The sequence below is a fragment of the Pseudomonas sp. S34 genome, assembly GCF_009866745.1.
Taxonomy (GTDB): domain Bacteria; phylum Pseudomonadota; class Gammaproteobacteria; order Pseudomonadales; family Pseudomonadaceae; genus Aquipseudomonas; species Aquipseudomonas jessenii.
Genome location: NZ_CP019398.1, coordinates 5409015 through 5430952, shown reverse-complemented (window position 1 = coordinate 5430952; position 21938 = coordinate 5409015). Strand labels below are relative to the sequence as shown.

The window sequence follows — 21938 nt, the reverse complement described above, 5'->3', positions numbered from 1 at the left end:
CGAGGACGGCTTATTTGTGGGTGCGCTTGCCATCAACGCCGGGTCAGCATCACCCCGGATTCCATGTGATGGGTCCACGGGAACTGGTCGAACATCGCGCATCGGCTGATGCGGTGGGTGTCGTGCAGTTGGGCGATGTTGGCTGCCAGGGTCTCCGGGTTGCAGGAGATATACAGGATGTTGTCGAAGCGCCGCGTCAGCTCGCAGGTGTCCGGGTCCATGCCGGCGCGGGGCGGGTCGACAAAGACGCTACCGAACTCGTAGCTCTTGAGGTCGATGCCGTGCAGGCGGCGGAACGGACGCACTTCGTTCAGGGCTTCGGTCAGCTCTTCGGCGGACAAACGCACCAGGGTGACGTTATCTACCGCGTTTTCGCTGAGATTGCTCAAGGCCGCGTTGACCGAGGTCTTGCTGATTTCGGTGGCCAGCACCTTGCGCACGCGTGTGGCGAGGGGCAGGGTGAAGTTGCCGTTGCCGCAGTACAGCTCCAGCAAATCATCGGAGCGATCGCCGAGCGCATCGTATGCCCAGTTGAGCATCTTCTGGTTCACCGTGCCGTTGGGCTGGGTGAACGCGCCTTCAGGCTGGCGATAGCTGAAGGTGCGGCCGCCGACTTCCAGCTTCTCGACCACGTAATCGTGACCGATGACTTCGCGCTTGCCCTTGGAGCGGCCGATGATGCTGACGTTCAGGTCCGTCGCCAGTTTCGACGCCGCTGCATGCCAGTGCTCGTCCAGCGGGCGGTGATAGCACAGGGTGATCATCGCGTCGCCGGCCAGAGTGGTCAGGAACTCCACCTGGAACAGCTTGTGGCTCAGGGGCGCGCTGGCTTGCCACGCTGCCTTCAGTTGCGGCATCAACTGGTTGATGCGCAGGCTGGCAATCGGGAACTCTTCGATCAGGATTGGCGTGCGTTTGTCTTCCTGGGAAAACATCGCGTAGTGACGCTCGCCGGCCTCGCGCCACAGGCGGAACTCGGCGCGCAGGCGGAAGTTTTTCAGCGGCGAATCGAAAACGGCTGGCTCCGGTGCATCGAACGGGGCCAGCAGGTCACGCAGACGCGTGACCTTTTCTTCGAGCTGAACGGCGTAGGCCTGGGAATCAAAAGTCATGCGTTGAACCAACCCAGCTTGATCACGAACAGAATCGACAGGATCACCAGCGCCGGGTTCAGCTCACGGCCACGACCGGACATCAGCTTGATGGCGGTCCAGGAAATGAAACCGAAGGCGATGCCATTGGCGATGGAGTAAGTGAACGGCATTGCCAGCGCGGTGATCACCACCGGCGCGGCGACGGTAATGTCGTCCCAGTCTATTTCGGCCAGGCCGGATGTCATCAGCACGGCGACGAACAGCAGTGCCGGTGCGGTGGCGAACGCCGGAACGCTGGCGGCCAGTGGCGAGAAGAACAGCGCCAGCAGGAACAGGAACGCCACCACGATGGCAGTCAGGCCGGTGCGGCCACCGGCACTCACGCCGGCGGCGGATTCGATGTAACTGGTGGTGGTCGAGGTGCCCAACAGGGAACCGGCCATGGCTGCAGTGCTGTCAGCGATCAGCGCGCGGCCCATTTTCGGCATGTGGCCGTCCTTGCGCATCAAACCGGCGCGCTTGGCCACACCGATCAGGGTGCCGGAGTTGTCGAACAGATCGACGAACAGGAAGGCGAAGATCACGCTGACCAGACCGATGTCCAGTGCACCCTTGATGTCCAGTTGCAGGAAGGTCGGGGCCAGCGATGGCGGCATCGACATCACGCCGCCGAATGGGGTGAAGCCCATCACGATGGAAATGATGGTCACCACCAGAATGCCGATCAGCACCGCGCCGCGCACGGCAAGGGCTTCGAGGGCGACGATCAGGGCAAAACCGAGGGTGGCGAGGATCGGGGCCGGTTGTTTCAGGTCACCGAGGCCGACCATGGTCGCCGGGTTGCTGACCACGATGCCGGCGTTGTGCAGGGCGATCAGTGCCAGGAACAGGCCGATACCGGCAGCAATCGCCGAGCGCAGCGGCAGCGGGATGCTGTTGATGATCCATTCACGGATGCGGAAGATCGACAGCAGGAAGAAGCACACCGCCGAGATGAACACCGCACCCAGCGCCACTTGCCAGGTGTGGCCCATGTGCAGGACCACGGTGTAGGTGAAGAAGGCGTTAAGGCCCATGCCCGGTGCGAGGGCGATCGGGTAGTTGGCGATCAGGCCCATGGTCGTCGAGCCGATGGCAGCTGCCAGACAGGTGGCGACAAACACTGCGCCCTTGTCCATGCCGGTCTCGCCGAGGATGCTCGGGTTGACGAACAGAATGTAGGCCATGGCCAAAAAGGTCGTGATGCCCGCCAGAATCTCGGTCCGCACGTTGGTGTTGTGTGCCTTGAGTTGAAACAGCCTTTCCAGCATGTCTGCTCCCCGTGGCGCGCCGGGCGCCGTGAATGTATCGACCTCAACAGCAAAGCACAGGCAGCAGAACGCGCCTGGAAATTACTGTGGGCCGGAAAAAGCCGCGCATCATACCAGTAGCTTGGGAATATGGCTGCTTTGGCGGTGATCGTCGTCGATGTTTTGCGACAAAGCCAAGTGCGCCATACTGCGCGCTGGTTTTTTGGGGTGGATGGGTCCTGCATGAAAAAGCGTCTGGTTGCCGCCCTCGGAATAGGGGGGGCGTTGTTTCTCGGGGCGCAAACGGCCGTGGCGGCCTCGGCTCCGCCATTGACGCAGTTGAAAGTACTCAAAGTCGCGTCGCCGTCCTGTGGTGTCGAGAACATCGACGAAGGGCAAACCCGGACTCGCTGCGATCACATTGGCCCGAACATCATGGTGTACGTGCTGGAAGTGGGTTATGGGCGGGAGGCCCATGTCGCCCTGGACGGTTTCGAAGTGAATGGCACCCGCACACCAGTTTGTGCGTTCAAGAACGGCAACCTGACCAGCTGCACTCCCGGGGAAAAAACCGTCGGCTATTTGTATGCCCTCGATCTGACGGGCAAGCAGGAAGGCACGCTGACCTTCAGCAATACCTCGATCAACGCGCCCGGCAATACGATGTCGACGCAGCTTTATATCCAGTAACCGCACGTATCGAACAAGGGTCAGAAAGCTGACTACGCTTAAAAGATCATTCCGTGGACAGTACCCGATGACCTTTAGAGCCTTGATTGCCCTCGCCGAGGGCACCGACGACCTGCAAACCGTGACCCTGATCGACGTGCTGCGCCGCGCCAAAATAGAAGTGGTGGTGGCCAGTATCGAAGGGCGGCGCATGCTCACCTGCGCCCGCGGCACTCGCCTGACGTCCGATGCGATGCTGGTGGACTTGCTGGCGCAACCCTTCGACCTGATCGCCTTGCCCGGTGGAGCGGTGGGTTCGCAGCACCTGGCAGCCCACCAACCCCTGCAACAATTGATCAAGGATCAGGCGGCAGCCGGTCGCCTGTTCGCCGGCATCGCCGAAGCGCCCGCCGTGGCGCTGCAGGCCTTTGGCGTATTGCGTCAGCGGCGCATGACCTGCCTGCCCTCGGCCAGCCATCAACTGCTGGGCTGTACCTTCGTCGATCAACCGGTGGTGGTCGACGGCAATTGCATCACCGCCCAGGGCTCGGCCGGCGCATTGGCATTTTCCCTGGCGCTGGTGGAGCAACTCTGCGGTAAAGCCACTCGTATGGCAGTGGCGGGGGAGTTGCTCGTTTAGAGAGTGTCAGACCTTCACCTCTTCTTTCTCTTCATCTTTAGCCACATGCATGCGATCGCGGCTGGCCAGTGTCGGAAACAGTTTGACCCACACCCCGGTCACCACCAGAGTGCCGATCCCGCCCATGACCACCGCTGGCACGGTGCCGAACCAGTGGGCAGTCAGTCCCGATTCGAATTCGCCCAACTGGTTCGAGGCACCGATGAACAGTCCATTGACGGCGCTGACCCGGCCGCGCATTTCGTCCGGGGTTTCCAGTTGAACGAACGAGGCGCGGATCACCATGCTGATCATGTCTGCCGCGCCCAACACCACCAACACCGCCAGGGAAAACCAGAACGAGGTCGACAGGCCGAAGGCGATGGTCGCCACGCCGAAGATGCCCACGGCCGTGAACATCACCCGTCCGACGTTGCGTTCCACGGCAAACCGCGCCAGGAACAGCGACATCAGCAGCGCGCCTACCGCCGGCGCCGAGCGCAGCAGGCCAAGCCCCCACGGGCCGGTCAGCAGAATGTCCTTGGCGAACACCGGCAGCAGCGCTGTGGCGCCACCCAATAGCACCGCAAACAGATCGAGGGAGATCGCCCCGAGAATGTCCGGACGACTGCGGATGAAGCGAATGCCCGCCAGCAGTGAGTCCAGCGTGGCCTTGCCCTTGTTCAGCGGGGTTTGGCGGGCCGGCAGGTTGAGCATCAGCGAACAGGCGATGACATACAAAAGCACCGTCGGGCCATACACCCAGACGCTGCCGAAGGCGTAGAGCAAGCCGCCGAGGGCTGGAGCGACGATGGTTGCCGATTGCTGGGCCGATTGTGCGGCGGCCACTGCACGGGGAAACAACGCGCTGGGCACGATACTGGGCAACAGGGCCTGGGTGGTCGGCATTTCAAAGGAACGAGCGGCACCGAGCAGGAAGGCCAGGATAAAGATCATTTCCCGGGTGACATGGTCGGTGGCGCTGCCGATGGCCAGCGACAGGGCGATCAATGCCTGGAGGGACTGGCAGATCGCCGCGACCTTGCGCCGGTCATAACGGTCGGCGACGTGCCCTGTGTGCAGCATGAACAGTACGCGCGGGGCGAACTCGACCAGGCCGACCAGACCCAGGTCGAGCACATTGCCGGTCAGTTGGTACAGGTTCCAGCCGATGGCCACGGTGAGCATCTGGAAGCCGCTGGCGGTAAATACCCGGGCCAGCCAGAACGCGAGAAAAGGGCGATGGTGACGTAACAACAAGGGCTCTTGGCTGGGCATCTGCGCGAAGATCTGGGGAGAGGGGAGTGGCGAGATTATCACCAACCTGTAACAGGAAGTTGCCGTGACAAAAGATTTAGTTAGCCAGACATCGATTTCAGTAGCACTACCAATCCCTGTGGGAGCGGGCTTGCTCGCGAAGAGGGCGGCACATCCGGCATTGAAGTCGTCTGACACTCCGCCTTCGCGAGCAAGCCCGCTCCCACAGGAAATGTATTTCAGCTCGTGACCAAGGCCGTGAGGCAACTTGTCACGCGGCAAAAGACCACGCGGTTCATCCCCGAAATTGGGACTACTCTTTCAACGTTGATTGATCCAGATCAAAACCCACAAAAGGAATTGATCCGGCGGCCGCAAGGCCAGACTCCCTGCGTTGTGATGCGTGCCAAAAAAAGAACAAACAGAGATTCGCCACACTCCATATCCGTGGGGGCCGTGGGTGCAGGCTTCCAGCCGGCAGCCGTACTACCTGACAGAGGAAGACTTATGTTCGGTTTAGAGGCACTTGATCTCGCCCGAATTCAGTTCGCGTTCACCATCTCGTTCCACATCCTGTTTCCGGCCATCACCATCGGCCTGGCGAGTTACCTGGCGGTACTCGAAGGCCTGTGGCTGAAAACCCATAACGACACCTACCGCGACCTCTACCATTTCTGGTCGAAGATCTTTGCCGTCAACTTCGGCATGGGGGTGGTTTCCGGGCTGGTAATGGCCTATCAGTTCGGCACCAACTGGAGCCGCTTCTCGGACTTCGCCGGTTCCGTGACCGGGCCGTTGCTGACCTATGAAGTGCTCACGGCGTTCTTCCTCGAGGCCGGGTTCCTCGGTGTCATGCTGTTTGGCTGGAACAAGGTCGGGCGTGGCCTGCACTTCTTCGCCACCGTGATGGTGGCCATCGGTACGTTGATCTCCACGTTCTGGATTCTTGCCTCCAATAGCTGGATGCAAACCCCGCAGGGCTTCGAGATCGTCAACGGTCAGGTCATACCCACCGACTGGCTGGCGATTATCTTCAACCCGTCGTTCCCGTATCGCCTGATGCACATGGCCACGGCAGCCTTCGTCGCCACGGCCTTCTTCGTCGGCTCCTCCGCGGCCTGGCATTTGCTGCGCGGCAAGGACAACCCGGCGATCCGCAAAATGCTCTCGATGGCCATGTGGATGGCGTTGATCGTGGCGCCGATCCAGGCGGTCATCGGCGACTTCCACGGTCTCAATACGCTCAAGCATCAGCCGGCGAAAATCGCCGCCATCGAAGGCCACTGGGAAAACAAGGGCGACGAGGCGACGCCGCTGATCCTGTTCGGCTGGCCGGACATGAAGGAGGAGAAGACCAAATTCGCTGTCGAAATCCCGTACCTGGGTAGCCTGATTCTCACGCACTCCCTGGATAAACAGGTGCCGGCGCTCAAGGAGTTCCCGCCTGAAGACCGGCCGAATTCGACCATCGTGTTCTGGTCGTTCCGGATCATGGTGGGGCTGGGCTTGCTGATGATCTTCACCGGATTGTGGAGCCTGTGGCTGCGCAAGCGCGACGCCCTCTACACCTCGCGGCCGTTCCTGTACCTGGCGCTGTGGATGGGGCCGTCCGGCCTGATCGCGATTCTCGCCGGCTGGTTCACCACGGAAATCGGCCGTCAGCCTTGGGTGGTCTATGGTCTGATGCGTACGGCGGATGCGTCGTCCAACCATAGCTTCATGCAGATGAGCATCACCCTGATCCTGTTTGTCGTGGTTTATTTCGCGCTGTTTGGCGCCGGTCTTGGCTACATGATGCGCCTGGTGCGCAAGGGGCCGAAGATCGACGAAGGCAAGGAAACCAACGACGGTGGCCCCGGCCAGAAGCGCACACCGGCCCGGCCGCTGTCCGCCGCCGACGACGATCACGCCGATGCCGGCCAAAGCCTGACCAAGGAGATTTGAATCATGGGTATTGATCTTCCGCTGATCTGGGCCGTGATCATCATCTTCGGCATCATGATGTACGTGGTCATGGACGGTTTCGACCTGGGCATCGGGATTCTCTTCCCGTTCATTCCGGGCAAGACCGATCGCGATGTGATGATGAACACCGTCGCCCCGGTCTGGGACGGCAACGAGACCTGGCTGGTGTTGGGTGGCGCGGCGTTGTTCGGCGCGTTTCCGTTGGCCTATTCGGTGGTGCTCTCGGCGTTGTACCTGCCGCTGATCCTGATGTTGATCGGGTTGATCTTCCGCGGCGTGGCCTTCGAGTTTCGCTTCAAGGCCAGGGACGACAAGCGCCATCTGTGGGACAAGGCGTTCATCGGTGGCTCGGTCACTGCGACGTTCTTCCAGGGCGTTGCGCTTGGCGCGTTCATCGACGGGCTGCCTGTGGTCAATCGGCAGTTCGCCGGTGGTTCACTGGACTGGCTGACACCGTTCACGATGTTCTGTGGTGCGGCGCTGGTCGTGGCGTATGCCTTGCTCGGTTGCACCTGGCTCATCATGAAGACCGAAGGCAAGTTGCAGGAGCAGATGCATGACCTGGCACGGCCATTGGCCTTCGTGCTGCTGGCGGTGATCGGCATTGTCAGCATCTGGACCCCGTTGGCCCACACGGATATCGCCGCACGCTGGTTCACCATGCCGAATCTGTTCTGGTTCATGCCGGTGCCGATCCTGGTACTGGTGACGATGTACGGACTGATCCGCGCCGTGGCCCGCAACGCGCATTACACGCCGTTCCTGCTGACTCTGGTGCTGATCTTCCTCGGTTACAGCGGGTTGGGCATCAGTCTGTGGCCGAACATCATCCCGCCGTCGATCTCGATCTGGGACGCCGCCGCGCCGCCGCAAAGCCAGGGCTTCATGCTGGTGGGCACGCTGTTCATCATCCCGTTCATCCTGGGCTACACCTTCTGGAGCTACTACGTGTTCCGCGGCAAGGTCACCCATGAAGATGGTTACCACTAGTCTGCTGCACAACGAATCTGTGGGAGCGAGCTTGCTCGCGATGGCGTCCTGACAGACGCCATTGATCTACATCGGAGGATTTATCAATGAACGGCAAACATTCCCTGCACGACATTGAAGAAGCCGAAAAAAAGCCGCTGTGGCAGCGGCTCGGCTGGTTGGCCCTGATCTGGGTCGGCAGCGTGGGCGCCTTGTTCATCGTCGCCAGCCTGATGCGTCTGTTCATGAACGCGGCCGGCCTGACCACGCACTGAATATCTCTCCCGTGGCCTCGAGGCACGGATTTACGACCCTCCTGCCGGAGGGTTTTTTTTGCCTGTTACTTGCGCGCCTTGAGGATCACGAACTTCGGATTGGCCGCCACTTGCTCCACACCCCGAAACAATCGCGCCAGCTTGCTGTGGTAACCCAAGTGACGATTGCCGACAATGTACAGTGCGCCGCCTACCACCAGCGCTTCGCGCGCCTGCTGGAACATCCGCCAGGCCAGAAAGTCGCCCACCACCTGTTGCTGGTGAAACGGTGGATTGCACAGCACGACGTCAAGCGATTGCGGTTCCTGGCCGGCCAGGCCATCGCCGGCACGCACGATCATTTCCCGTTCGCCCAACGCTGCGCGCCAGTTTTCGGCGGCCGATTGCACGGCCATGTACGACTCGTCCACCAGTGTGTAGTGGGCCTCGGGGTTTTGCAGGGCGCTGGCGATGGCCAGGACGCCGTTGCCGCAACCGAGATCGGCGACCCGCGCCGAACCGAGGTTTTTCGGCAGGTGTGGCAAAAACGCCCGCGTGCCGATGTCCAGGCCTTCGCGGCAAAACACATTGGCGTGGTTGAGCAGTTCGATGGCCGGTTCGTCGAGTCTGTATCGCGTTGGGTAAGGCGACACCGCTGGGGTTTTGTCTTCAGCGGTGGCAATCAATAGCCGCGCCTTCTTCACCGCCAACGAGGCTTGCACGGGGCCGATGTAACGCTCCAGCAAGTCGCCCGCCGCCCGGGGCAGATGCTTGATCATGGCTGCGGCAACCACTTGGGCGCCAGGTGCCAGTTGACCTTGCAGGCGGATCAGTTGTTCTTCCAGCAGGGCCAGGGTTTTCGGTACACGGATCAGCACACAGTCGAACGGCCCGGCAGGGGTTTCACTGGCGGGTACGCTCGGCACGACATCAAAGGCCAGGCCGTTGCGCACCAGGTTCTTTTCCAGACCCTGGAAAGCCAGGAACGAATCACCGCTGCTGACCACCCGCACCTTGCCCGCCAGGCTGGCCGCCAACGCGCCGAAACTGTCATTGAGCACCAATACCCGGGTGTCCGACGCCGGTTGCTGTTCGGCCAGATGATTGAGCAGGTATTCATCGGCCGCATCGAAAGCTTGCAGCGGTTCATTCTGCTGTTCGGGCTGGCGGATCAGGTCGAGGCTGGCGAAGGGTGTTTCGAGCAAAGGCATGGGGCGGGGCTCTGGGTAATCAACGGATGTCCCGCTGCCCGAAGGCGTTGGAGCGGGCGGAGCCGTCCGAGTGTAATGCGACGTGAAGGTCTACACACCATCACTCAGGAGGGACCGTAAATGGTACGTTTTTTTTGTCTGGATTACTCGCAGGTTTTCCCGCAGCCGGGCGCTTTCAGATGGCTCCGGACCGGGCCGCGGCAATGACGGCCGCAATCTTGTTGTTGACGCCGAGCTTCTCGATAGCCCTCTGCACATGAAAGTTGATTGTGCGTTCACTCAAACTGAGGATCCTGGCAATTTCATAGGCCGTCTTGCCATCGGCTGACAGTTTCAATACTTCGAGTTCCCGCCGTGACAATGGGGGGGGCTGGGGGCGAGCCGGTTTTTTCGGTTGCATCCCGAGCGCCAGCGCGTGCAAATGGCGGCTGATGAACACCGAGAATCCAAGATGCTCGTACAGCTCATAGGCTGAAATCGGGCAGTGGCTTCTGGCCAGGCTGAGAATACTGCGTTGACCGGTTTCCTCATCAAAGATCGCCTGGGACCAGCCATGCTGCAAACCGTGTTGCTGCAGCAACTGCCATAGCCATGGCGTCCTGGAAAAAAGCTCTTCGCTCCAGAGAACCGGCAGCGTTGAATGATTGCAATGCGCCACTATCGGATCTATTTGCGTGGCGTTGTTTTTTTCATATTGAGTGTTCCACTCATGGGGGAAGTTATTCAGGTTCACCGCACTGGTATTGACTCCGACTGAGTTCGAAGTAATTGAAAAGCCACAAAATTTATATCCAAGGTTTCTAGCGAAGTTGAGCGCGATTCGATAGGCGGTTTTGATCTCTTGCGTGTGTGACAATTGCTTGAGTTGTGACTCCTTCCAGATTTCCATACAAGGGTCTCTCCATCACCGTTTCTTCTGGGAGCGATCTTGGATCCAAGATTCGGCACGTCACGAAGTGTAGGATAATTCCTACGGTGATGGTGCGACAATTTTGCTCTTTTAACTGTTGGAAAAGTGTATTTCAGGTTCTTAGGCAATCGATGGGATATAAAATGCCATATGTCATTTTATAATGATGGGTGTGCGCCACATTTGGTAAGCAGTCACTAGTGCAGATTAATGTCACTACAAACTGTCGGTGGTTACGCTGCTTTCTTTGCGGGACACTGGGGTATCTTTCGATTGGAGCCTTCCATGTCCGTCAGTGAAGAAAAATTTACCCGTCAGACCTTGCTTGAGGTTCATCCGCTGACCCAGAGCCTGTTTACCTTGCGTGCCACCCGGGATGCAGGGTTTCGTTTTCGGGCGGGGCAGTTTGCCCGGTTGGGCGTCACCAAGGCTGACGGCAGCACGGTATGGCGCGCCTATTCCATGGTGTCCTCGCCCTTTGACGAGTTCCTCGAGTTCTTTTCCATTGTCGTACCGGGCGGTGAGTTCACCAGCGAGCTGAGCCGACTGGGTGTTGGCGATGCATTGCTGGTCGACCGCCAGGCCTTCGGTTATCTGACGCTGGACCGGTTTGTCGATGGGCGTGATCTGTGGTTGTTATCCACAGGCACGGGTATCGCGCCGTTCCTGTCGATACTCCAGGATTTCGAAGTCTGGGAGCGATTCGAGCGGATCATTCTGGTCTACAGCGTTCGCGAAGCCCGGGAACTGGCGTATCAGGAGCTGATCGCAGGGCTGGCGAAGCGTGATTATCTGGCGGAGTACGCCCATAAACTGCAATTGATCACCACGGTCACTCGTGAGCAGCATCCCGGCTCATTGAACGGGCGGATCACCACGCTGATTGAAAACGGCGAACTGGAGCGGGTCGCGGGTGTTGCGCTGACGCCTGAGCATTCACGGGTCATGCTGTGCGGCAATCCGCAGATGATCGATGATACGCGCAAGCTGCTTAAACAGCGGGACATGCACTTGAGCCTCAGCCGGCGACCTGGTCAGGTGGCGGTGGAAAATTTCTGGTAAAAAAAAGGCGCCTCGAAGGCGCAATGCCTGTCAGTTAAGCCCCGGACATTGTGGGAGCGAGCTTGCTCGCGATAGCGGACCGTCAGTCACCCCTTGTGTGACTGTCCAACCGTCATCGCGAGCAAGCTCGCTCCCACAAGGTTTACGGTGCTTAAACGCTTAACTGACTGGCATTCGCCTCGAAGGCGCTGTTTTTTTGCTAATGCCGTCAAGGCCGGTTGTTCTGGGCCTTGAGCAAGTCGCGGATCTCGCCCAGCAACTCTTCTTCCTTGGTTGGAACCGGCGGCAGGCTAGGGGCCACGGCCTCTTCGCGCTTCAGGCGGTTGATGACCTTGACGCCCATGAAGATCGCGAGAGCGACGATGACGAAGTCGATGATGGTCTGGATGAATTTGCCATAGGCGAGCACCACCGCCGGAATCTCGCCCTCCGCTGCCTTGAGCGTTATGACCAGATCACTGAAGTCCACGCCACCGATCAGCATCCCGATTGGCGGCATGACCAGGTCACCGACAAACGAGGTAACGATCTTGCCGAAGGCCGCACCGATGATGATGCCGACGGCCATGTCGACCACGTTGCCTTTGACCGCGAAGGCCTTGAACTCATTTAGCACGCCCATAGGTTATTTCCTTGTTACAGATGAGGTTGATGAACGCAGTGTAAATCAGCAAATCGCATTCTGCTTGAATCAACTGCCTGCCGTGCTTGCCAGCAATCGACACCGGGTGGTGTAAAAAAATTCACCGATTGATCTCATCTGTGGGCGGCCGGGCCTTGCGCGGTGTTTTGCATGTGATGTTTTTTCAGCGATATGGTTTCGTTTGTGTGAGCAAACCAAGGTTGAGGGAGGCCATCCCTGAAGCGAGACGTTAAAGTTAATCGGGTAGTCAGTGGTCAGGGGCGGTATTGAAATTGATTGCAGTTGTAGCGATATTAACTGTTTCGTTAGTTTGGGGAGGCTAACAAGTAGCGTGCTTCCCTGAATTAATCACTGTGCTCTGTGTGAGTGTTTCAGAGTTGTGCATTAAGTGTGCAAATGAATAAAGTTTGTATAAGTTTTAAGGTTGTCCAGGCGGCATGTTCTTAGAGCTTGTTGATTATATTGGACTAAAAACTTATACAAGGTTTTGTTTGGCGGGTGTTTATCAATATACCTGATTTTTTATGTGGGTATTTGTAATCATAAAAATGGTAGCGAAGTATCCGGCCGTACTCGCGCGCTTGAGCTGAGCTATCATCGCGTTTTTTTCTGGGAGTTCCGATGGCCAAGGCCAAGCGCATGTACGGCTGCACCGAGTGCGGCTCAACCTTCCCCAAATGGGCCGGCCAGTGCGGTGAGTGCGGAGCCTGGAACACGCTCACCGAAACCATGGTGGAAAGCGGCGGGGCAGCCGCCCCCAGCGGTCGTACCGGCTGGGCAGGCCAGCAGGCGCAAATCAAGACCCTGGCCGAAGTCAGTGTCGAAGAAATTCCGCGCTTCTCCACCGCTTCCAGCGAGCTCGACCGGGTTCTGGGTGGTGGTCTGGTGGATGGCTCGGTGGTGCTGATCGGTGGCGACCCCGGCATCGGCAAGTCGACCATTCTGTTGCAAACCTTGTGCAACCTCGCCAAAAGCATGCCGGCGCTGTACGTCACCGGTGAAGAATCCCAGCAGCAAGTGGCCATGCGTGCGCGGCGCCTGGGGTTGCCCCAGGATCAGCTGCGGGTCATGACCGAAACCTGCATCGAAGCCATCATTGCCACGGCCCGACAGGAAAAGCCCAAGGTGATGGTGATCGACTCGATCCAGACGATCTTTACCGAGCAACTGCAATCGGCACCGGGCGGTGTGTCACAGGTGCGTGAGAGCGCAGCCTTGCTGGTGCGTTATGCCAAACAGAGCGGTACGGCGATTTTCCTGGTGGGCCACGTCACTAAGGAAGGCGCGCTGGCTGGCCCTCGGGTGCTGGAACACATGGTCGACACCGTGCTGTATTTCGAAGGCGAGTCCGACGGGCGCCTGCGTCTGCTGCGGGCGGTGAAGAACCGTTTCGGTGCGGTCAATGAGCTGGGTGTGTTCGGCATGACCGATAAGGGCCTGAAGGAAGTCTCCAACCCCTCGGCGATTTTTCTGACCCGCGCCCAGGAGGAAGTCCCGGGTAGCGTGGTGATGGCAACCTGGGAAGGCACGCGGCCGATGCTGGTGGAGGTACAGGCGCTGGTGGACGACAGTCACCTGGCCAATCCGCGTCGGGTTACGCTGGGGCTGGATCAGAACCGGCTGGCGATGTTGCTGGCGGTGCTGCACCGTCACGGTGGCATTCCGACCCACGATCAGGACGTGTTTCTCAACGTGGTCGGCGGGGTCAAGGTGCTGGAAACGGCGTCCGACTTGGCGTTGATGGCGGCGGTGATGTCCAGTTTGCGTAACCGACCGTTGCCCCACGATCTGCTGGTGTTCGGTGAGGTCGGGCTTTCCGGTGAGGTGCGTCCGGTGCCGAGCGGTCAGGAGCGATTGAAGGAGGCCGCCAAACACGGTTTCAAGCGGGCCATCGTGCCCAAGGGCAATGCGCCGAAAGAGGCGCCGGCCGGGTTGCGGATCATTGCCGTCACGCGTCTGGAGCAGGCGTTGGACGCGTTGTTCGAGTAATCTGCAGGGGAAACACAAACCCTGTGGGAGCGGGCTTGCTCGCGAAAGCGGTGTGTCAGTCAACAGAGATGCTGAATGTAACGGCCTCTTCGCGAGCAAGCCCGCTCCCACACTGGATGGATGCCGGGCGGTCAGACTTCGATCAGGGCACCCAGTTCGCGCTCAAGCTCCTGCTGGTCGCCCAGGTTGAGCTCGATCAATCGCCGCAGGCGCTCGATGGACTCCAGACTGATGTGCAGGCAGACAAAGCCGAGTTGGCCATGGTCGTCGTGGGCCAGTTGCACATCCATGGTGATGTCGGTCTCTTCGCTCAGATGAATGTCGACCAGAAAATCCTGCTGCGGATTGCCCTGCCAGTGTTCGGGTCGTTCAATCAGCAAGCCCTTGAGCGACAGGTCAATCAACTTCACCGGCCAAGTGGACTCCCCCTGACTCAGCTCGGTTCGGGCATCGAACGCAATACGTTTGAAGCGGCGACGTTCGGCAGGGTACTCGCTCATGGCGCGATCCTCGGAAATGTACGCTGACTATAGACCCGCATGATCAAAGGCTGCCAGCACGTGCAGGTGTCCAGACCAATGTCGGGCTATGGTCATTGCCGTCAGGAGAGCTAAACTCGGGATTGCTGTCTTTCTTGTCCACTCTGGCTGGAATAATAAAATGAAAAATAATAATAGCCCGCTACGCCATTTGCCTTGGCTGGTGCTGGCAATCGTAGGTGCGTGTGCGCTGGGTGTCGTGGCATTACGCCGAGGCGAGGCAATCAACGCCTTGTGGATTGTGGTCGCTGCTGTGGCCATCTATCTGGTCGCCTACCGCTACTACAGTCTGTTCATCGCTAACAATGTCATGCAACTCGATGCGCGACGGGCTACTCCCGCTGTGCTCAACAATGACGGCCTGGACTACGTGCCGACCAACAAGCACATTCTTTTTGGTCACCACTTCGCGGCCATTGCCGGCGCGGGGCCTTTGGTCGGCCCGGTGTTGGCGGCGCAGATGGGCTACCTGCCCGGCACGCTGTGGCTGATCGCCGGCGTGGTGCTGGCCGGTGCGGTGCAGGACTTCATGGTCCTGTTCATGTCCACCCGCCGCAACGGTCGTTCCCTGGGCGACATGGTCCGTGAAGAAATGGGCCGCATCCCCGGCACCATCGCACTGTTCGGCTGCTTCCTGATCATGATCATCATCCTCGCGGTGCTGGCGCTGATCGTGGTGAAGGCCCTGGCCGAAAGCCCTTGGGGCATTTTCACGGTGATGGCGACCATTCCGATCGCGATGTTCATGGGCATCTACATGCGCTACATCCGCCCGGGTCGCATTGGTGAAATCTCGGTGATCGGCGTATTGCTGCTGCTGGGCTCGATCTGGCTGGGCGGGCAGATCGCTGCGGATCCGGTGTGGGCCAAGGCCTTCAGCTTTACCGGTATCCAGATCACCTGGATGCTGATCGGTTACGGTTTTGTGGCGGCGGTATTGCCGGTGTGGTTGATCCTGGCGCCTCGTGACTATCTGTCTACCTTCCTGAAAATCGGCACCATCGTTGCCCTGGCCATCGGCATCCTGGTGACCATGCCCGAGCTGAAAATGCCGGCCCTGACCCAGTTCGTCGACGGCACCGGCCCGGTATGGAAGGGCGGTCTGTTCCCGTTCCTGTTCATCACTATCGCCTGTGGCGCGGTGTCGGGTTTCCACGCGCTGATTTCCTCCGGCACCACGCCGAAGCTGCTGGATAACGAAACCAACGCTCGCTACATCGGTTACGGCGGCATGCTGATGGAATCGTTCGTGGCGATCATGGCCATGGTTGCCGCTTCCGTGATCGAGCCTGGCGTGTACTTCGCCATGAACAGCCCAGCGGCCGTGGTCGGCGGTGATGTGGTGGCCGTTGCGACAGCCGTCAGCAACTGGGGCTTTGCGATTACCCCGGAAGCACTGCAAGCGGTGGCCCACGACATTGGTGAAACCACCATCCTGGCCCGTGCCGGTGGTGCGCCGACCCTGGCGGTCGGGATCGCGCAGATCCTGCACAGTGTTCTGCCGGGCGAGAACACCATGGCGTTCTGGTACCACTTCGCGATCCTGTTCGAAGCGCTGTTCATCCTCACCGCAGTCGACGCCGGTACCCGTGCCGGGCGCTTCATGCTCCAGGACTTGCTCGGCTCCTTCGTCCCGGCGCTCAAACGCACCGAATCCTGGACCGCCAACCTGATCGCCACCGCCGGCTGCGTGGCGATGTGGGGCTGGTTGCTGTACCAGGGTGTGATCGATCCATTGGGCGGCATCAATACCCTGTGGCCACTGTTCGGTATCTCCAACCAGATGCTGGCCGGTATCGCGCTGATGCTCGGCACCGTGGTACTGATCAAGATGAAACGCCAGCGTTATGTTTGGGTCACCATGTTGCCGGCGGTATGGCTGTTGATCTGCACCACGACGGCGGGCTTCATCAAGCTGTTCGACGCCAACCCGGCGATCGGCTTTCTGGCCCTTGCGAAGAAATACAGCGATGCCTTGGCCAACGGCCAGATCCTCGCCCCGGCCAAGGACATCACCCAGATGCAGCACGTGATCTTCAACGCCTACACCAACGCAACGCTGACTGCGCTGTTCCTGTTCGTGGTATTCAGCATCCTGTTCTATGCACTCAAGGTCGGCATTGCTGCCTGGGGTAAAAAGGAACGTACGGACAAAGAATCGCCATTCCAGGCGCTGCCGGATGCGTAACCAGAGGATTGCAGCATGTTCAATGACTTGAGTCGCCTCGGTAAATACCTCGGTCAGGCCGCGCGCCTGATGGTCGGCATGCCCGACTACGACAACTACGTCGAGCATATGCAGACCAAGCACCCGGACAAACCGGTGATGAGCTATGAGATGTTCTTTCGGGAGCGTCAGGAAGCCCGTTACGGTGGCAAGGGTGGGCCGAAGTGCTGTTGATCCGGTTGTCGGATTAACAGCCATACCTGTGGGAGCGAGCTTGCTCGCGATGGCGGACTGTCAATCAACAGTGATGTTGAATGTTAAGCCTCTATCGCGAGTAAGCTCGCTCCCACATTTGTTTTGTGTTGTTTTTTCACTGTGTGAAAAAGGAGATCCAGTTTGTCCTCTCCCATCCCGGTCACAATCCTCAGCGGCTTCCTCGGCGCCGGCAAGACCACTTTGTTGCGTCACCTGCTCAAGGCCGAGCACGGCCTGAAAATCGCCGTGATCGAGAATGAATTCAGCGATGCCGGTATCGATACCCAGTTGTTGGGCGATGAGCCGGTACAAGTGATGACACTGTCCAACGGCTGCGTTTGCTGCACCATCCACACGGACCTGACCAAAGCGCTTTATCTGTTGCTCGAGCGTCTGGACCAGGGCGACATCGCCTTCGACCGCCTGGTGATCGAATGCACCGGCCTGGCCGACCCGGCGCCCGTGGCACAAACCTTTTTCATCGACGAAGAGTTGCGCGAGCGCTATATCCTCGACGGCATCATCACCCTGGTCGACGCTGCACATGCCGACTTGCACCTGACCCAGACCATCGCCCAGGCGCAGATCGGTTTCGCCGACCGCTTGCTGGTGAGCAAGCGTGACCTGGTGGACGAAGCAAAATTCACCGCGTTGAGCGAGCGCCTGACCCGTATCAACCGACGCGCCCCGATCCGGGTGGTTGACCATGGAAAGATCGACCTGGCCGAATTGCTCGACGTGCGCGGCTTCAACCTCAACGCCGACCTCGGTGGCGGCGTGAGTTTGCGCCCGGTCAGCCAGGTCCCGTCCATCGACCGCATTTCCAGCCTGGTGCTGCGCACTGAAAAAGCGCTGGATATCGACAAGCTCAGCGAGTTCATGAACGAGTTGCTGGAGGAGCATGGCAAGCAGTTGCTGCGCTACAAAGGCGTGTTGAACATCCTCGGCGAATCGCGGCGCATGGTGTTTCAGGGGGTGCTGAAACTTTATGGTTTCGACTGGGATACCGAGTGGGCTGAAGACGAAGTGCGCGAGAGCGTGATCGTGTTCATTGCCGATGACTTGCCGGAGGAAAAGATTCGCGAGGGATTTGCGCGGGTGGCGGCGGTCTGAAGTTTTATGGCGTCTGTGAGGACGCCATCGCGGGCAAGCCCGGCTCCCACAGGTTTCTGGTTGAACACAAAGTCTGTGCTTGGCCTCGAACACTGTGGGAGCGGGCTTGCCCGTGATGCGATCTAGCCGGCAACACAATGTTCACGGGGTGTATTGAGCAGTGTCTGCTCCAGATGATCCAGATGCCGGTTTATCAGCATGACCGCTGTCGCAGCATTTCCACGTTCAACAGCATCAACAATCGCCAAATGCTCCTGCCACGCGCAAAAACTGTGCGTCTGCTCCTCACACTGCGCAATCGCCAATGACGTCAGCGGCACCAGACTGCCAAGAAAATGCGCCAGCGGTGCATTTCCAGCCATTTCGGCCAACTGCAAATGAAACTCTCCCGACAAACGAATCGCCTGGCCACGCTCGGCGCATTGACGCTCGTTATCGACCAGTGTCCGCAGGCGCTTCAAGTCTTGCGCGCATGGCCGCTGACACGCCAGCCGTACCAGCATGATCTCGGCCAAACGCCGGGCATGCAGTGTCTGCCGGGTCTGTTCGGCATCAAGTTCGGCGACGCGGGGACGATGGTTGACTCGAAGGATGATGATTTGCTGGTGGGACAGTCGCGTCAGCACATCACGCATGTCGCTGCGCCTTGCACCGAACATCTGCGCCAGGCTTTCTTCGGTAAAGCGACTGGCTGAATGGATGCGCTGCTCGAAAATGGCATCGAGGACCCGCGAATACAGATCATCCACCGAAGGGCGGACGGGCAGGGTAGCGAGCGTTTGTGGCGAAGCGAAGCTGTTCATGGCCAATCTCCAGATCGAAGAGGTTTCAACTGCCGAGGTTGTCTTCCGGGATGTTCAGTTCGATGCCCATGCGCTGGCCTTCGCGCAAAATGTGCCGACGCATCTCGGCGCTGGCCTGGGCGCTGTTCTTGCTGCGGATCGCCCGCACCACGGCTTCGTTTTCTTCAAGGCGTTCAGCCAGATGCTCCGGGGAGTTGCGCAACACTTCGGCGCTTTGCTTGAGGGCATTGCTGGTTTGCTGGACCACGCTCTGGAAGATCGGGTTTGACGTCAGCGTGAACAGCTCTTCGTGGAACGCGATGTAGGCGCTTACGCCGGCTTCACTGTCATTGGCCTCCAGGGCTTCACGCATGTCCATCAGGGTCAGGCGCAGTTGCCCGACTTCCTTGCTGCTGATCGACTGCGCCACGAGGCCGACGATGAATGGCTCCAGGGTGTAGCGCAGTTGCAGCACGTCTTCCAGGCTCGCGGCGGCCACCGCGCTGTCGTAGGGCTGCTCATCGCTGAGACTGGCCTCAAGTACGACGACGCCTTTGCCCGGCATCGAACGCACCAGGCCAAGGGTTTCCAGGACGATGACCGCTTCACGCAGGCTTGGGCGGCTGATACCCAGTTGTTCGGCCAGCTCGCGTTGCCCCGGCAGCATTTCGCCGGAGCGCCACTGACCACGGGCCAGTGCGGCCCGAAGTTTTTCTACGACTGAATTGACGACCGTTGAGGTGGTAATCACTGTGTGCTCCATGGATAAAGGCAGGGGAACCCGCCATCTGGCGGGCTCCCACATGATTCAAAACTCCTGCTGATGCGCCGGCGCGACCGGTTTTTTCGGCTGGAAGGTATAACCCATCTGGCCGGAAAGCACCTTGTTCGCACGCTGGATATCGATGTCCTTCTCCCAGCGGGCGATGGCCACGGTGGCGACACAATTGCCGATCAGGTTGGTCAGCGCGCGGCCGATGCCCATGAACCAGTCCACCGCGAGCACCAACACCAGACCGACCACCGGAATCGCCGGGATCGCCGTCAAGGTTGCCGCCAGAATCACCAGTGCCGATCCGGGAATCCCGTGGGCACCTTTGGAGGTGATCAGCGACACCAGCAAAATGGTCAGCAGGTCAGTCATGGCCAACGGCGTGCCGGTGGCGTTGGCGATGAACACGATGGCCAGGGTCAGGTAGATCGAGAAACCGTCGAGGTTGAACGAGTAACCCGTTGGAATCACCAGCCCCACCGTCGAACTGCCGATGCCCAGATGTTCAAGCTTGCGCATGATTTGTGGCAGCACGGCGTCGGACGAAGCGGTGCCCATGACGATCAGCAACTCTTCGCGCAGGTACTTGAGCAATGGCCACATCTTCAAGCCGGAGAGGCGCATCACCAGGCCGAGAATCAGGGCCACGAAGGCCACACAGGTCAGGTAGAAGAGGCCGACCAGGCTGCCCAGGTGTTGCAGCGAGTCCAGGCCATATTTACTGGTGGTGAAGGCGATCGCGCCGAATACGCCGATCGGTGCCAGTCGCACGATCATGCCCATGATGCGGAAAATCACGTGGCTGAGTTCATTGATCAGCCGCGAAATACCCGATGCCGCCTCGCCCACCAGATTCAGTGCACTGCCGAACAGCACGGAGAACAGCAGGACCTGCAGGATGTTGTTATCGGCAAAGGCACCGATCACCGACGTCGGAATCAGGTCCATCAGGAACTGTGTGGTGGTGTGCATGTGCTGGCCGCGCTGGGCAATGTCGCCCATGTCGGCTGCGGAAAGCTGCTCCAGGTGAATGTTCGCGCCGCTGCCGATGCCGGTGCTGAAGGCGAACACCAGACCGATCACCAGGGCGATGGTGGTCAGCACTTCAAAGTAGATCACCGATTTGAGGCCGATACGGCCGACCTTCTTCAGGTCGCCGGCACCGCTGATGCCGCTGACCACTACGCAAAACACAATCAAGCCAATGAGCATTTTGATCAGCTTGATAAAACCGTCACCGAGCGGTTTGAGCTGAGCGGAGTATTCGGGAAGGGTCAGCCCACAGACGATGCCGAGCACCAGTCCGAGAACCACTTGGAGGAAGATTGAACGCGAGCACCATCTGAGCATGGGAGGAATCCTGGTCGGCGTCCTGGCTGCCGTGTGCGGAGCACATCAGATTCAGGACTTAATTATTGTGGTCTTACCGGTATGTCCAGTGCAGGCTCAGTCTATGGTGTGTTTTTGGCCATCCGCAAGCAAAAAATCGAAAATTGGCATGACCGGTCTTACCAGTTGTTCGCCGGGCCCCGATCTTGAGCGGTTTTGCGAACAAAAAAAATCGGCAATGGATGCCGATTTTTTTGTCCGGGGTGCTCCACCTGATGTCAGCCTCATGGGTTTACTTTCAAGGTGTTTTTCAGGACTTTGTATGAGGTACTTTTCTTTCAAGAATGCTCAGAATGAAAGTTATTTTTGAGCGTTCCTCCGTGCGGGCCAGGTAAACATAAGGCGAGCCTCTAAAAGTTTGGCCACCCACATATTTATTATCTTCAGTTACAAGCGAAACAGGTATGTGAGTGGGAGTAATATTATCCAGGGTTATCGGTCTGTTTTTGTGGTCAATAAGGGTGAAGGTTGTCGGATCGTCATCGTCTGAATCTACCGCGCCCAAAACATTAAGCCAACTTTCGCTTATAAGCTTGTTGTAATACTCTCCCGAGTTTTTTATGGACAGTACATAGCCATTGGCCGTGTACCGAAAATGCAGCTTCAGTGGGTGGACCGAACCGCCTTGCTCGTTGGGGCGGATGCCGAGCAGGCGAGAGTGATCAAGGGTTTGCGGTTTGCCGGTAAAGAATCCTCCGCTGAACATATGTACAGTGGCCAGTGCCGGTTTTTCATGAAGCAGTTCAAGAAAGTTAAGTTTGTGATCGAACATTCTAAGCGTAGCGTTAAAGGACTTTTCAATAGAGTTGCTCATTATGAAGCCTGCTATTTGAGTGTGAAGGGTTGTGCTTTGATGCAGGGTTCAGATTAAGCATTTTTGATAGTGTTTTGGTGTTGTGTGTGTTGCAGGAAGTTGGAGGGGGAAGTGTCTGGTGATGAACTTTGATCGCTGCTAACAACGGTTGTCGATTTGTTGGTTCGCACTGTTTG

At 58.8% G+C, this 21938-nt stretch carries 21 protein-coding genes; 10 read left to right on the top strand and 11 right to left on the bottom strand.

Annotation, left to right across the window (positions count from 1 at the left end):
* Positions 1 to 32 precede the first annotated feature (32 nt).
* Together trmA and PspS34_RS24280 are read right to left on the bottom strand one after the other, a co-directional pair.
* Positions 33 to 1112, bottom strand: coding sequence for a tRNA (uridine(54)-C5)-methyltransferase TrmA (trmA, locus tag PspS34_RS24285; RefSeq protein WP_154862150.1), 1080 nt, complete (start codon positions 1110 to 1112; stop codon positions 33 to 35).
* Positions 1109 to 2404, bottom strand: coding sequence for an NCS2 family permease (locus PspS34_RS24280; RefSeq protein WP_154862151.1), 1296 nt, complete (start codon positions 2402 to 2404; stop codon positions 1109 to 1111). The genes trmA and PspS34_RS24280 overlap by 4 nt, the downstream gene beginning before the upstream one ends.
* Before the next feature lie 222 nt (positions 2405 to 2626).
* Here PspS34_RS24280 and PspS34_RS24275 point away from each other — a divergent pair, with 222 nt between their 5' ends.
* Complete coding sequence (locus tag PspS34_RS24275; RefSeq protein ID WP_159390342.1) at positions 2627 to 3073, top strand: DUF4879 domain-containing protein; 447 nt, start codon at positions 2627 to 2629, stop codon at positions 3071 to 3073.
* A 67-nt stretch (positions 3074 to 3140) separates the two neighbouring features.
* Entirely contained in the window at positions 3141 to 3692 is a 552-nt protein-coding gene (locus PspS34_RS24270; protein WP_154862152.1) for a DJ-1 family glyoxalase III, read from the top strand.
* 6 nt (positions 3693 to 3698) lie between these two features.
* Here the strand turns inward: PspS34_RS24270 and PspS34_RS24265 are convergent, their stop codons facing one another.
* A complete protein-coding gene (locus tag PspS34_RS24265) occupies positions 3699 to 4949 on the bottom strand; it encodes an MFS transporter (RefSeq protein WP_154862153.1) in 1251 nt (416 codons plus the stop codon).
* A 486-nt stretch (positions 4950 to 5435) separates the two neighbouring features.
* On the opposite strand from PspS34_RS24265, the gene PspS34_RS24260 reads away from it, so the two are divergent.
* From PspS34_RS24260 to PspS34_RS24250, 3 genes are all read left to right on the top strand, one after another.
* Positions 5436 to 6872: a cytochrome ubiquinol oxidase subunit I gene (locus tag PspS34_RS24260; protein WP_154862154.1), complete on the top strand. Its 1437-nt coding sequence runs from the start codon at positions 5436 to 5438 to the stop codon at positions 6870 to 6872.
* A 3-nt stretch (positions 6873 to 6875) separates the two neighbouring features.
* The gene (gene cydB / locus PspS34_RS24255) at positions 6876 to 7883 is read left to right on the top strand and encodes a cytochrome d ubiquinol oxidase subunit II (protein ID WP_056728750.1); all 1008 of its coding nucleotides are present in this window, start codon (positions 6876 to 6878) and stop codon (positions 7881 to 7883) included.
* 86 nt (positions 7884 to 7969) lie between these two features.
* On the top strand, positions 7970 to 8137 hold the full coding sequence (locus PspS34_RS24250) for a DUF2474 domain-containing protein (RefSeq protein WP_015096916.1): 168 nt from the start codon (positions 7970 to 7972) through the stop codon (positions 8135 to 8137).
* 65 nt (positions 8138 to 8202) lie between these two features.
* On the opposite strand, the gene PspS34_RS24245 is transcribed toward PspS34_RS24250, so the two are convergent.
* A complete protein-coding gene (locus tag PspS34_RS24245; RefSeq protein WP_154947949.1) occupies positions 8203 to 9327 on the bottom strand; it encodes a methyltransferase in 1125 nt (374 codons plus the stop codon).
* 175 nt (positions 9328 to 9502) lie between these two features.
* Positions 9503 to 10216, bottom strand: a complete 714-nt coding sequence (locus tag PspS34_RS24240; RefSeq protein ID WP_154862156.1) for an autoinducer binding domain-containing protein — start codon at positions 10214 to 10216, stop codon at positions 9503 to 9505.
* Between the two features lie 306 nt (positions 10217 to 10522).
* Between PspS34_RS24240 and PspS34_RS24235 the strand changes: the two genes are divergently transcribed.
* Positions 10523 to 11299 carry a ferredoxin--NADP reductase gene (locus PspS34_RS24235; protein ID WP_154862157.1) on the top strand — a complete coding sequence of 259 codons (777 nt, stop codon included), beginning with the start codon at positions 10523 to 10525 and terminating at the stop codon, positions 11297 to 11299.
* Positions 11300 to 11507: 208 nt separating this feature from the next.
* Here the strand turns inward: PspS34_RS24235 and mscL are convergent, their stop codons facing one another.
* On the bottom strand, positions 11508 to 11921 hold the full coding sequence (gene mscL, locus PspS34_RS24230) for a large-conductance mechanosensitive channel protein MscL (protein WP_150813502.1): 414 nt from the start codon (positions 11919 to 11921) through the stop codon (positions 11508 to 11510).
* Positions 11922 to 12563: 642 nt separating this feature from the next.
* On the opposite strand from mscL, the gene radA reads away from it, so the two are divergent.
* On the top strand, positions 12564 to 13931 hold the full coding sequence (radA, locus tag PspS34_RS24225; RefSeq protein ID WP_154862158.1) for a DNA repair protein RadA: 1368 nt from the start codon (positions 12564 to 12566) through the stop codon (positions 13929 to 13931).
* A gap of 131 nt (positions 13932 to 14062) precedes the next feature.
* Here the strand turns inward: radA and PspS34_RS24220 are convergent, their stop codons facing one another.
* Positions 14063 to 14431 carry a PilZ domain-containing protein gene (locus tag PspS34_RS24220; RefSeq protein ID WP_154862159.1) on the bottom strand — a complete coding sequence of 123 codons (369 nt, stop codon included), beginning with the start codon at positions 14429 to 14431 and terminating at the stop codon, positions 14063 to 14065.
* A gap of 160 nt (positions 14432 to 14591) precedes the next feature.
* Between PspS34_RS24220 and PspS34_RS24215 the strand changes: the two genes are divergently transcribed.
* The 3 genes from PspS34_RS24215 to yjiA all read left to right on the top strand — a co-directional run bounded on the left by PspS34_RS24215 (position 14592) and on the right by yjiA (position 18005).
* A complete protein-coding gene (locus PspS34_RS24215; RefSeq protein ID WP_090451508.1) occupies positions 14592 to 16658 on the top strand; it encodes a carbon starvation CstA family protein in 2067 nt (688 codons plus the stop codon).
* Positions 16659 to 16673: 15 nt separating this feature from the next.
* A complete protein-coding gene (locus PspS34_RS24210) occupies positions 16674 to 16871 on the top strand; it encodes a YbdD/YjiX family protein (protein ID WP_007895266.1) in 198 nt (65 codons plus the stop codon).
* 162 nt (positions 16872 to 17033) lie between these two features.
* Entirely contained in the window at positions 17034 to 18005 is a 972-nt protein-coding gene (yjiA, locus tag PspS34_RS24205) for a GTPase (RefSeq protein ID WP_154862160.1), read from the top strand.
* A gap of 122 nt (positions 18006 to 18127) precedes the next feature.
* Here yjiA and PspS34_RS24200 read toward each other — a convergent pair whose 3' ends face one another.
* The 4 genes from PspS34_RS24200 to PspS34_RS24185 form a co-directional block, all read right to left on the bottom strand.
* Positions 18128 to 18808, bottom strand: a complete 681-nt coding sequence (locus tag PspS34_RS24200) for a GntR family transcriptional regulator (protein ID WP_150813499.1) — start codon at positions 18806 to 18808, stop codon at positions 18128 to 18130.
* Between the two features lie 25 nt (positions 18809 to 18833).
* A complete protein-coding gene (locus PspS34_RS24195) occupies positions 18834 to 19538 on the bottom strand; it encodes a FadR/GntR family transcriptional regulator (protein ID WP_150813498.1) in 705 nt (234 codons plus the stop codon).
* Positions 19539 to 19595: 57 nt separating this feature from the next.
* Positions 19596 to 20909 (bottom strand): C4-dicarboxylate transporter DctA, encoded by a 1314-nt coding sequence (locus tag PspS34_RS24190; RefSeq protein WP_057713223.1) that lies wholly within the window; start codon positions 20907 to 20909, stop codon positions 19596 to 19598.
* A gap of 289 nt (positions 20910 to 21198) precedes the next feature.
* Positions 21199 to 21762 carry a hypothetical protein gene (locus PspS34_RS24185; protein WP_223509043.1) on the bottom strand — a complete coding sequence of 188 codons (564 nt, stop codon included), beginning with the start codon at positions 21760 to 21762 and terminating at the stop codon, positions 21199 to 21201.
* Between the last annotated feature and the right edge of the window lie 176 nt (positions 21763 to 21938).